The 11,350-nt window shown below is 60.7% G+C and carries 8 protein-coding genes; 6 read left to right on the forward strand and 2 right to left on the reverse strand.

Features of this window, described 5'->3' with window-relative positions:
* Positions 1 to 89 precede the first annotated feature (89 nt).
* Entirely contained in the window at positions 90 to 632 is a 543-nt protein-coding gene (locus JJD66_RS12220; RefSeq protein WP_105226589.1) for a thioesterase family protein, read from the forward strand.
* Positions 633 to 641: 9 nt separating this feature from the next.
* Here the strand turns inward: JJD66_RS12220 and pvdP are convergent, their stop codons facing one another.
* Positions 642 to 2,270, reverse strand: coding sequence for a pyoverdine maturation tyrosinase PvdP (pvdP, locus tag JJD66_RS12225; protein WP_200648250.1), 1,629 nt, complete (start codon positions 2,268 to 2,270; stop codon positions 642 to 644).
* Positions 2,271 to 2,412: 142 nt separating this feature from the next.
* On the opposite strand from pvdP, the gene pvdM reads away from it, so the two are divergent.
* Genes pvdM through pvdO form a run of 3 tightly spaced genes read left to right on the forward strand, consistent with a single transcriptional unit; the run spans position 2,413 to position 5,952 of the window.
* Positions 2,413 to 3,762, forward strand: a complete 1,350-nt coding sequence (gene pvdM, locus JJD66_RS12230) for a pyoverdine-tailoring dipeptidase-like protein PvdM (RefSeq protein WP_200648251.1) — start codon at positions 2,413 to 2,415, stop codon at positions 3,760 to 3,762.
* Between the two features lie 18 nt (positions 3,763 to 3,780).
* Positions 3,781 to 5,049, forward strand: coding sequence for a pyoverdine-tailoring periplasmic protein PvdN (pvdN, locus tag JJD66_RS12235; protein WP_200648252.1), 1,269 nt, complete (start codon positions 3,781 to 3,783; stop codon positions 5,047 to 5,049).
* Between the two features lie 30 nt (positions 5,050 to 5,079).
* Positions 5,080 to 5,952, forward strand: coding sequence for a dihydropyoverdine dehydrogenase (gene pvdO / locus JJD66_RS12240; protein ID WP_200648253.1), 873 nt, complete (start codon positions 5,080 to 5,082; stop codon positions 5,950 to 5,952).
* A gap of 123 nt (positions 5,953 to 6,075) precedes the next feature.
* Here pvdO and JJD66_RS12245 read toward each other — a convergent pair whose 3' ends face one another.
* On the reverse strand, positions 6,076 to 6,903 hold the full coding sequence (locus JJD66_RS12245) for a N(5)-hydroxyornithine transformylase PvdF (RefSeq protein WP_200648254.1): 828 nt from the start codon (positions 6,901 to 6,903) through the stop codon (positions 6,076 to 6,078).
* Between the two features lie 202 nt (positions 6,904 to 7,105).
* Between JJD66_RS12245 and JJD66_RS12250 the strand changes: the two genes are divergently transcribed.
* Both JJD66_RS12250 and JJD66_RS12255 read left to right on the forward strand, forming a co-directional pair.
* Entirely contained in the window at positions 7,106 to 8,758 is a 1,653-nt protein-coding gene (locus JJD66_RS12250) for a cyclic peptide export ABC transporter (protein ID WP_019816834.1), read from the forward strand.
* A 118-nt stretch (positions 8,759 to 8,876) separates the two neighbouring features.
* Positions 8,877 to 11,318, forward strand: coding sequence for a TonB-dependent siderophore receptor (locus JJD66_RS12255; RefSeq protein ID WP_080757696.1), 2,442 nt, complete (start codon positions 8,877 to 8,879; stop codon positions 11,316 to 11,318).
* Positions 11,319 to 11,350: the final 32 nt, after the last annotated feature.

An 11,350-nucleotide genomic window follows, 5' to 3' on the forward strand; every position in this document is an offset into this window, starting at 1 on the left:
TTTTCGCATGTAATAAGTCATTTACGCATCTACCTTAGCCGATTCCACCCCCGTACAGTGCGGCCATTGATCAACTGCCTGGCGTTTTTATGAATCTCTGGTTTCGATTACTGCACATGCTGTTGCGCCGCCCCTGGCGCAAACCGGTTCACGGCCTGGCCACCACGGTGGTGCGCATGCGAGTCTGGCCGCTGGACCTGGACCTGAACCGGCATGTCACCAATGGCCGGTATTTCACCCTGGCCGATGTGGCTCGCATGGATTTTGTGCTGCGCACCGGCGCCTTTCGCGTGGCACTGCGCCATAAGGCGATGCCGATAGTCGGCGATACCTGGGGCAAGTTCCGTCGGGAATTGAAGCTGTTCGAGGCATTCGAGGTGCATACCCGCATTCTCGGCTGGGACCACAAGTGGAACCTGATGGAGCACCGTTTTGTCAGCCATGGGCGAGTGGTCGGCGTGGTGGTGATGCGTGGGCTGTTTCGATCTGCCAAGGGCACCCTGCCCCCGGCCGAATTTATCCGCGAGTTGGGCTTGGACGACACCTCACCGCCGATGCCGCAATGGTTGAGCGACTGGGCACGCAGTTGCGATGAGATGAGTGCGCAATTGCGCGAGCAAGAGCAGGTTTAAAACCCCCTCCTAAGCCTCGCGTTTGAGTTTCAGATGCCGCGCATACCATGGCCGCTGCGGCACACGTTTGAACAGCCCCTTGAGCAGCTCTTCATCGGCACCGAAGGTAATGCGCAGGGCCAGCTTCATGATCTCCGGGTCCATTTCCATCGAGCGCCCCTGTTGCAGCCCCGGCGTGGTGCTGCAGCCGTGGGTGTCCGGGCCCAGCCACGGGTCACCTATTTCCACCCAGCGGCCTGGCGCAAACCAGGCCACGCCGTTGACTTCCAGTCGGCTCACCTCGCCTGGGTTGAAGCGCTCGTGGGCACGAAACCAGTCTTCGATGCGGTCATCGATCCAGCCGTGGAAATGCCAGAACACCGGGTTCACATGGGATGAAAACGGGTCGCCCAGAAAGTCGTTCTCCGGCGCATACCAACGTGCGGCAAAGTCTGCGGGGTCGCGGGCGAAGGGTACCGGGGCGCCGTTGGACGGGTCGCGGGGCACCGAGGCCCAGCGCATATGCAGCCAATCGTGCAGGCCCAGTTCCATTTCCGAGCCCAGTTGGCCCAGGGTCAACTTGGCCAGGTAACGCGGGTCGCGGTATTGCGATTCCCACACCTGGAAGTTGCTGTGGTAGGTCTCGGCCGCCTTGATATCGCTGACCCACTGGGTGTAGTCGGCGTCATCTGGCGCTGACCAACAGGGCGGCAGTGCGAAACCGTCGTGGTTGTCGAAGTAGCGCACAAAGCCCAGGCGATCCCGCTCCAACGGCGGTTGCGGCTCGGGGAATTGCGGCCAGGAGGGCAAATCCTGCATGGAACGTGCGGTGCCGAGCATGTGGCGGTGCATGAAGAAGAAGTCGATGCCCGAACCATTGCGGTCCTTGCGCTTGCCGCGGGCGTCGCGTTCCTGACCACGGGGCCCCGGTTGCCAGCCGATGCCGCGCAGGGCCTCGCGTTTTTCTTCGGAGAGCTTGTGCCATTGGTCGCGGGTGGCGTGCCACAGTTGGTGAAACAGGCGGTGCTCGGGAGAAATCAGCCAGGCCAGCAAGGTCGGGTTGAGGCCGATGCGCTGGCGGGCTTCGGGGAACAGTTGTTTGTGGGCGATAAAACGGTTGTCGCGTTCGGTCAGCGCCAGGGGCCGCTCAAGGTCGAGGATGTGCCCGCTGAGGGTGGCGCTGCCGGCATTGCCGAAATCGGCCCAGACTTCATCCAGGGTCATCTTGAATTCATAGGCCGGCACGCCGCCGGCTGAATCGCGGTCGATCAAGCGCCAATAGAGCACGGCGCCCTCGCCCGTCAGCACATCACCCAAGACCCGGTAGCGCGGCTCGCCTTCAGCGCGCAGTTGCTCGGCGGTGTCCAGGTAACCGCGCAGGCCACGCCCACGGGGGGCGATGTCGAGCAGCAACTCCAGGCCATGCAGCGGCAGGCCCGCAAGGCCCGCATCGCGGCCTTCCAGGCGCAGGCTCCAGACGCCCCGCAGGGTGTTCGCCAGGTGCTGGCCCTGGGTGTCAGCGAGGTCGACCGTAGCTTCGCCGGGGGTGATGGGAAACTCTTCTTTCCGTGTCAACTCGCGATGGGCATAAAAGGCCGCGGGCACGGCTGCACCGGTCAGCGCCAGGCCTGCGATGAACCCACGTCGGGAGATTGTCATTGGCTACCTTAGGAAACGGCTTGATCAGAGCTAGAACGTTTGCAACCCGATGAAATTTACCGCCCTGCCCCCGCCACCTAAATTTCCCCCGTCATCGCTCGTTCTTCCCTGATAGCAAAGGCCTCAACTGACTGAGATGGCAATGACAAAATCACGTTCGAAAAAGGCGCTGTATATCGGCCTGCCGCTGGCCCTCGCTATCGGCGCCGGGGCTGGTTTCCTGGTCTGGGATCAGTGGTTCAAGGGCAACGCCGGCTACCCGCTGGAGGTGATCAAGCAGGCCAATGAAATGCAGGATCGCCTGTTGTCGTTCGACAGCCACATCACCCTGCCCCTGGATTTCGGCACGGCGGGAAACGAGGCCGACAAGGATGGCAGCGGCCAGTTCGACCTGGCCAAGGCCGCCCGCGGCCGATTGTCGGGCGCCGCGCTGACGATCTTCGGCTGGCCGGAAATCTGGAACGGCGCCAACGCCCCGCACAAGCCCACCGACGGTTTTGTCGAAGAGGCCCGCCACGAGCAGGAGGTGCGCTACAAGATCATCTCCGGCATGGTGCGTGACTTTCCCAACCAGGTGGGCATTGCCTACACCCCGGACGATATGCGACGCCTGCACGGCGAAGGCAAGTTCGCGGTTTTTATCAGCATGCTCAACGCCTACCCCCTGGGCAATGACCTGAACCAGCTGGACTTGTGGGCCGCACGCGGCATGCGCATGTTCGGGTTCAGCTACATCGGCAATAACGCCTGGTCCGACTCGTCGCGCCCGCTGCCGTTCTTCAATGACTCCACGGATGCCCTCGAGGGTCTGTCGCCTATCGGCCAGCAAGCGGTGCATCGCCTCAATGACCTGGGGGTGATCATCGACGTGTCGCAGATGTCGACCAAGGCCCTGGAGCAAGTCGCGCAGTTGAGCCGCACGCCGATGGTGGCGTCGCACTCGGCGCCACGGGCATCGGTGGACATCCCGCGCAACCTCAGTGACAAGGAACTGCAACTGATCAAGAACAGCGGCGGCGTGGTGCAAGTGGTGGGTTTCCCCGCCTACCTGCGCCCCTTGAGCCAGCCGACCCAGGACAAGCTCAATACCTTGCGCGCACGCTTCGACCTGCCGCCACTGCCCAACCTGGCCATGGCCCTGATGCCCGGCGATGCAATCATTGCCGCCTGGCCCGAGCAACGCTTCGGCCAATACGCCAGCGCGCTGTACGGCATTCTCGAGGAAGAACCCAAGGCCACCCTCAAGGACCTGGGCGACGCCATCGACTACACCGTGCGCAAGATCGGCATCGATCATGTCGGCATTGCCTCGGACTTCAACGACGGCGGCGGCCTCCAGGGCTGGGAGAACGTCGGCGAGGTGCGCAACGTCACTGCCGAACTGATCCAGCGCGGCTACTCCGAAGCCGATATCGCCAAGCTGTGGGGAGGCAACTTCCTGCGGGTGTGGGACCAGGTACAAAAAGCCGCCAAGCCATTGGCCAATCGCTAACCACCACGAAGTAAGTCCATGACCGACCGCCGTACATTTCTCAAGCAGGCCGGCGTCTTTGCCGCGAGCCTGCCGCTGGGCACCGCGTTGCTGCCTCAGGCAGTAGCCACCGTTACGAACGACCCATGGACGGGATTGAAGCAACTGTTCAACCAGGACCCCAATTACCTGCATTTTTCCAACTTCCTGGTGGCCTCGCACCCCAGGCCCGTGCGCGAGGCCATCGAACGCTACCGCCAACAGATCGACCGTAACCCTGGCCTGGCCATGGACTGGGACCTGCAGGAAACCTGGAAGCGTGAGGGCCAGGTACGCGAGTGGGCCGGCCGCTACCTGAACGCCACGCCAGCGCAGATCGCCCTCACCGGCAGCACGTCCGAAGGGCTGGCGATGATCTATGGCGGGATCAAGGTGCGCGCCGACCAGGAAATCCTCACCACGGTGCATGAGCATTACGCCACCGCGTTCAGCCTGGACTTCCGGGTACGCAAGGAGCACACCCAGGTTCGCAAGATACGCCTGTTCAAAAACCCCAATCAGGTCTCGGCCGATGAAGTGCTGGGCAACATCCAACGCAACATTCGCCCCAACACCCGCGTGCTGGGCATGACCTGGGTGCAATCCGGCAGCGGCGTAAAACTGCCCATCGGTGAGATCGGCAAGCTGGTGGACGAACACAACCGCAACCGCGACGAGCCGGACCGCCTGCTCTATATCGTCGATGGTGTGCACGGCTTCGGCGTGGAAGACCTCGACTTCCCCGCTATGCACTGCGACTTCTTCATCGCTGGCACCCACAAGTGGATGTTCGGCCCGCGGGGCACCGGCCTGGTGTGCGCCCGCGAGACCGAAAACAAATACGTCACACCGATGATTCCGACCTTCTCCGAAGACAAAAACTTCGCCACGACCATGACGCCTGGCGGCTACCACGCCTTCGAACATCGCTGGGCCGCCGACGAAGCCTTCAAGTTGCACCTGCAACTGGGCAAGGCACCGGTGCAGGCACGTATCCATGCCCTCAACACCGAACTCAAGGACCAACTGCTGGCCCTCCCGCAGATCGAACTGGTGACGCCGCACAGCCCCGAGCTGTCAGCGGGCTTCACCTTCTTCCGGGTCAAGAACCAGGACAGCGATGCCATCGCGGCCTACCTGATGAAAAACCGTGTGGTGGTGGACGCAGTGGACCGTGACGTTGGCCCGGTGATTCGCACCTCACCGGGCCTGCTTAACAACTCCGATGAGATCCAGCGCTTCATGACCCTGCTGAGCCAGCGGTTATGACCCCCTTTTCCCTTTGAACGAGACGCCTCCATGACGCCATCCCGACTCAAACTGCTCACCGCACTGGCACTCACCGCCCTGTGCGGCGCCCTACTGCCCGGCCTGGCCCAGGCCGCCGCCCCACAACCGGGCAAGGTCTTCAAAGACTGCAAGGACTGCCCGGAAATGGTTGTGCTGCCCGCCGGCACCTTCACCATGGGTACGCCGGACGACGAAGTGGGCCGCGAGCCTGACGAAGGCCCTATGCATGCCGTGACGTTCGCCAAGCCGTTCGCCATGAGCCGCTTCCATGTCACCGCCGGCGAATGGGACAGCTACGTGCGCCAGACCGGGGTCAAGATCGCCAATGGCGACGACCGCCCCGGCCGCGAATGCATCGCCAGCAAACCGCGTTACCCCCAGGGGCCACGCCAGCCGGCGGTGTGCATGGACATGGACGACATCAAGCAGTACGTGAGCTGGCTGTCGAAGAAGACCGGGCACACGTACCAGATGGTCAGCGAAGCCCAGCGTGAATACGCCGCCCGCGCCGGCACCACCGGCCCGTTCCCCTTCCCGTTCGACGAAGGCAAGGGCTACAGCATCGCCCAGCACGCCAACACCTACGGCCCGGCGGACGGCTACAGCTATTCGTCGCCCGTGGGCAGCTACCCCCCGAATGCCTTTGGCATGTATGACATGCACGGCAATGTGTATGAGCGGGTGGCTGATTGCGAGCATCCGAACTACGTCGGCGCGCCAACTGATGGCAGTGCCTGGGTGGAGCCCAACTGCGAGGCCTACCAGATCCGCGGCAATGACTGGGGCGAAGCGCCGGTGTTTTCACGCTCGGGCAATCGCAACAATATCTACCCGCAGACGCGCGGGGACTGGATTGGCTTTCGGGTCGTGCGCGAGCTCTAATACCTTGTAGGAGCGAGCTCGCTCGCGAAAAACGCCAACGATGACGCGTGTTCTCTGAATAAACGCGGCGTCTGTGAGATTTTCGCGAGCAAGCTCGCTCCTACAGGGTTCGCGCCCGCCTGTTCAGCCTTGTTTGGCCAACAGCTCCAAGCCTTCATGCAGCGCCGGGAACAGGCTGTTGTTGAAGTTGTTCCAGCGCAACTCAAGGATGGTGTCTTCGGGCGAAATCTGGGTCTTGAGCACGTCGTGGAATACCTCTCCCGAGTCGATGCCGTTATCCACGTAGTGAAATGACGCACCAGTCCAATACAACGGCTCGCACGCCTGAGTCGCTCTGGTTGCCCAGTCGGTGATCGCCTGCCCACGTGCGCCGTACAGCGCATTCCATGTGGCGTACGCCCCACGGCGTTCGTAAGGCGACTCGAGGCGGGTGATGCCCGGATGAATGTTCATGATGCGCCGCGCAAACGGCGCACCCGGGCGCACCAGTTCGTCGAGGATCACCAGCAAACCATCCAGCACCACGATGTCAGCCTTCAACTCCACCAGGGTGTCATGCAGCCGACGCTCGAAATCCTGCTTGCCGGCGACATGTTCGGCGCTGCCTCGTGGCAGACGACGATAGGTCGACGGCACGCTGAGCAGCAGGTCATTGACCAACGTGCCTTGCACACGCAAATCCGCCGGGTACAGCCACTGGCGACCCGGCTGGTAAGCAAAGCCATAGTCCGCCACCAACTGCTGGTCCCGCGTGTTGTGCTCATCGTCGTCATACACCACGCCTACGAGGTTGTAAGCCTCGCCCAGAGACGTATCGTTGAGCGAGCCCACCAGAAACTCCAGCACCGATTTCATATAGCGCTCGTGGTCTTTATAGGCCACCGGCTGCCCCGCCTTGTCGGCGGCGGCGTTTCTCAGGGACCAGACATACACCAGGTTCTTTTTCGTCATGTGTTTCGCTCTCGCTCAAAGGGCCACGCACTGTGTCGGTACACGTGCGCCTACAGAACAAGAACGAACCAGGCCCCGGGCAATTTATCGCTCACTGTCACCGTCCGGCACGCCGCGCTAAATAGTCACGCCACAGCTTCGTTTGTCATGGGTAAGGGTCTGTGTGCCCAGCCCCCTCTTTTTCACTTTCCGGGAAGTATTTATGACCGACCCCAAGCGCGGCGCCTTCAAAGGTTTGCTCGCATTGCTCAGGCCCTTTCGCACCATCGTAACGGTCTCCGTCGCCCTTGGCATGGCGGGCGGCCTGGCCATTACCTTGCTGTTGGCGACGATTAACAATGCCCTGCATTCGGCGGGGGGGATGACTCAGGGTGTGGTGTTGACCTTCGCCGCGTTGTGCGTGGTGGCGCTGGTCAGCTCGATTATTTCCGACATCGGCACCAACTACGTCGGGCAACGGATCATTGCCGCCCTGCGCAAGGACCTGGGTGAAAAGGTGCTGTCAGCGCCCATCGGGCAGATCGAGCAATATCGCTCTCACCGCCTGATCCCGGTGCTGACCCACGACGTGGACACCATCAGCGACTTTTCCTTTGCCTTCACGCCCCTGGCCATCGCCGCCACCGTTACCCTGGGATGCCTGGGTTACCTGGCTTACCTGTCCGTGCCGATGTTCCTGATGATGGTGGTCGCAATCATCATCGGCAGCGCCGTGCAATTCATCGCGGGCGGCAAAGGCATCCAGGGCTTCGATCTGGCCCGTAGCCACGAAGATGAATTGCAGCGTTACTACAATGCGATTGCTTCGGGAGCCAAGGAACTGCGCATGCACCGTCCGCGGCGGTTTCGCATGAACACCCACCGCATCCAGGAAACCGCAGACCGCATCAGCGATATCCAGGTGCGTTCAGTCAACATCTATATCCTGGCCAAGACCTTTGGCTCGATGCTGTTCTTCGTGGTCATCGGCCTGGCCCTGGCGATGCAGGCCTACAACCCCAACCCCGACCCCACGGTGATTACCGGCTTCGTGCTGGTACTGCTGTATATGAAAGGCCCGTTGGAGCACCTGCTGGGTTACTTGCCCGTGGTTGGCAAGGCGAAGATTGCCTTCGGGCGCATCAGCGAACTGTCGGAACGTTTTTCTTCGCCCGAGCCCCACTTGTTGATGGACGACAGTGAAGCGCCGAAGCCTGTGGTCAACAGCCTTGAACTGCGCGGCGTCAGCTACAGCCCGCCAGCGGTTGAAGGCAGCCAACCGTTCCACCTGGGGCCGATCAACCTGAGCATCAAGCAAGGCGATATCGTGTTTGTCGTGGGCGAGAATGGTAGCGGCAAGACCACCCTGATCAAGCTGCTGCTGGGCCTGTATCCGCCTCAGGCGGGTGAAATCCTGCTCAACGGTACAGCGGTGACCGACCCAGAGCGCGACGATTATCGCCAGTTGTTCACCACGGTGTTTTCCGACTATTACCTGTTCGATGACCTGGTACAAGGCAGCGCCACCCAGTCCCTGGACAGCGCCACCCAATACCTTGAGCGCCTGGAAATCGCGCACAAGGTCAGCGTCAAGGACGGCGTGTTCAGCACCACTGACCTGTCCACCGGCCAACGCAAGCGCCTGGCCCTGGTCAATGCCTGGCTGGAAGAGCGTCCGGTACTGGTGTTCGACGAGTGGGCCGCCGACCAGGACCCGGCCTTCCGCCGCATCTTCTACACCGAGCTGCTGCCGGACCTCAAACGCCTGGGCAAGACCATCATCGTGATCAGCCACGATGATCGTTATTTCGACATCGCCGATCATCTGGTGCGCCTGCGTGCCGGTCAGGTGGTGCATGAGATGGAGCCTGCATGAAGTACCGGAATAATTTTTTCCGGTTTTGCGAAGTAGGAACGTCTCACTAGTGGTAATGAGAACTAACCTCAATAAACACTTAGAATTGCCCACTTAAAACATAGAAGAGAAAGCATCCATGCCAGCACGACTCGGTCTCAGCCCCCTGAGCAAAGCGCTATCCATGCGCCGGGCCCTGAACATCAACCTATTGCCCAGTGCCTTGGCGTTGGCTGTGTCGATGCCGATTGCAGGCTATGTGCAGGCCCAGGAGATCGAGTTGAATATTCCTGCGCAGTCGCTGGGGAGCGCACTGCAGGAATTTGGCCGCCAGACCAATGTACAAGTGCTCTACAGCCCGGGCGATGTGCAGGGCAAGAACAGCCCCGCCGTCAAGGGCAAGATGCAGCCGCAGCAAGCCATAGCTGCATTGCTGGCCGGTAGCCAGACCACCTATAACCTCAATGGCAATACCTTGACCGTCACTGCTGCTGGCAGCGGTGGCGGGCTGGAGCTGAGCCCGACGCAAGTGACCGCCAACTACTTGGGCAACGTCACCGAAGGTTCTGGTTCCTACACGCCTGGCACAATTGCCACGGCTACACGTTTGACGTTGACCCCACGGCAAACTCCGCAGTCGATCACTGTGGTGACTCGCCAGCACATCGAGGATTTTGGCCTCAACAACATGGATGACGTGATGCGCCATACGCCGGGCATCACCGTTTCCGCCTACGACTCCGACCGCACCAACTACTATTCCCGTGGTTTTTCGGTCAATAGTTTCCAGTACGACGGTATTCCATCGACTGTGCGTAACGTCGGCTATTCGGCGGGCAACACCCTGAGCGACATGGCGATCTACGACCGTGTTGAAGTCCTCAAGGGCGCTACCGGCCTGCTCAACGGTGCCGGTTCCCTGGGGGCGACCATCAACTTGATCCGCAAGAAGCCAACCGCGGAATTCAAGGGCCATGTGCAATTGGGGGCGGGTTCCTGGGACAACTACCGCAGCGAAGTGGATGTCAGTGGCCCCTTGACCGACAGCGGCAATATCCGTGGCCGCGCGGTGGCTGCGTATCAGGACAAGAAGTCCTTTATGGACCACTACTCACGCAAGACCGAAACCTACTACGGCATCACCGAGTTCGACCTGTCTCCCGATACCATGCTGACGGTGGGCTTCGATTACCAGGACAACATTCCGCAGGGTTCCAGTTGGTCCGGCTCCTTCCCGCTGGTCAACTCCAATGGCAGCATCAACAAAATGCCGCGCTCCTACAACAACGGCACCACCTGGAGCTCGTGGGAGCAAAACACGCGTACCGCCTTTGCCATGCTCGAGCATGACCTGGGCGACGGCTGGGTGACCAAATTCCAGCTCGACCACAAGATCAACGGCTACCACGCCGACCTGGGTTCGATCCAATTCGTCCAGCCGGCAGCCGATGGCACCGCTGAGATCAACGGGCAGAAATACACCGGCGAGACCAAGAGCACCTCGGCCGACCTCTACGCCACTGGCCCTTTCAGCCTGTTTGGCCGCGAGCATGAACTGGTGGTGGGCGGCTCGATCGGCACCTCACGCTGGCAAGGCAAGGGGTACTGGTCGCCGGAATGGCCTGGCGGTAACAAGGTCGATTTCTATAACTGGAACGGCCATATCGCCAAGCCTATTTACGGCCCTGCCCAACAGCACATCGACGACACTATCCGTCAAACCGGGTATTACCTGACCGCGCGTTTCAACGTGATTGACGACCTGAACGTGATCCTGGGTGGGCGCGTGGCCAACTATCACGTGACTGGCAACAACCCTTCCTACAAGGAAACCGGGCGGTTCATTCCTTACGCCGGTGTGATCTACGACCTCAACGACAACTTCTCGGTATACGCCAGCTACACCGATATCTTCCAACCTCAGGAAAGCACCTATAAGGACCGTAACGAGAAGCTGCTGGAGCCAGACGAAGGGCAGAATTACGAGTTGGGCCTCAAGGGCGAGTTTTTCGATGGCCGCCTCAACACCAGCATCGCTTACTTCGAAGTGCATGAGACTAATCGCCCCATCTCGGATGATGCCTACAACAACCAGACACCTGCCCCGAACAACTGGGCGTTCAAGAGCTCCAAGGCCGTCACCAAAGGCTACGAAGCGGAAATTTCCGGTGAGTTGAGCCCAGGCTGGCAACTTCAAGGTGGCTACACCCACAAGATCGTACGAGACGAAGACGACAAGAAACTCTCCACCTTCGAACCCGAGCATCAGGTCAACCTGAACACCACCTACAAACTCAAGGGCGACCTGGACAAGTTCACCATCGGTGGCGGTGTACGCTGGCAGACCAAAGGTTGGAACGAGATCTGGAACGGGCCACTTGAGAAAAACCAGGACATCACCCAGGAGTCCTACTGGTTGGTGGACTTGATGACCCGCTACCAGGTCACCAAGAACCTGTCGGCTACCGTCAACTTCAACAACATCTTCGATAAGTCTTACTACACCAACGTGGGCTTCTATAACTCGGCCGCCTACGGTGAGCCACGTAATGTGATGGTCAGCACGCGCTGGGACTTCTGATTCCACGCGTTAATCGATCAAACACCCGGTGA

Source organism: Pseudomonas sp. MF6751, from assembly GCF_016613265.1.
Taxonomy (GTDB): Bacteria; Pseudomonadota; Gammaproteobacteria; order Pseudomonadales; family Pseudomonadaceae; genus Aquipseudomonas; species Aquipseudomonas fluorescens_BV.

Bases quoted from the DNA above. Each gene is read 5' to 3' on its own strand.
- pvdO (WP_200648253.1), top strand. From the start codon at position 5,080: ATGACGCCATCCCGACTCAAACTGCTCACCGCACTGGCACTCACCGCC.
- pvdN (WP_200648252.1), top strand. From the start codon at position 3,781: ATGACCGACCGCCGTACATTTCTCAAGCAGGCCGGCGTCTTTGCCGCG.
- JJD66_RS12245 (WP_200648254.1), bottom strand. From the start codon at position 6,903: ATGACGAAAAAGAACCTGGTGTATGTCTGGTCCCTGAGAAACGCCGCC.
- JJD66_RS12250 (WP_019816834.1), top strand. From the start codon at position 7,106: ATGACCGACCCCAAGCGCGGCGCCTTCAAAGGTTTGCTCGCATTGCTC.
- JJD66_RS12255 (WP_080757696.1), top strand. From the start codon at position 8,877: ATGCCAGCACGACTCGGTCTCAGCCCCCTGAGCAAAGCGCTATCCATG.
- pvdP (WP_200648250.1), bottom strand. From the start codon at position 2,270: ATGACAATCTCCCGACGTGGGTTCATCGCAGGCCTGGCGCTGACCGGT.
- pvdM (WP_200648251.1), top strand. From the start codon at position 2,413: ATGACAAAATCACGTTCGAAAAAGGCGCTGTATATCGGCCTGCCGCTG.
- JJD66_RS12220 (WP_105226589.1), top strand. From the start codon at position 90: ATGAATCTCTGGTTTCGATTACTGCACATGCTGTTGCGCCGCCCCTGG.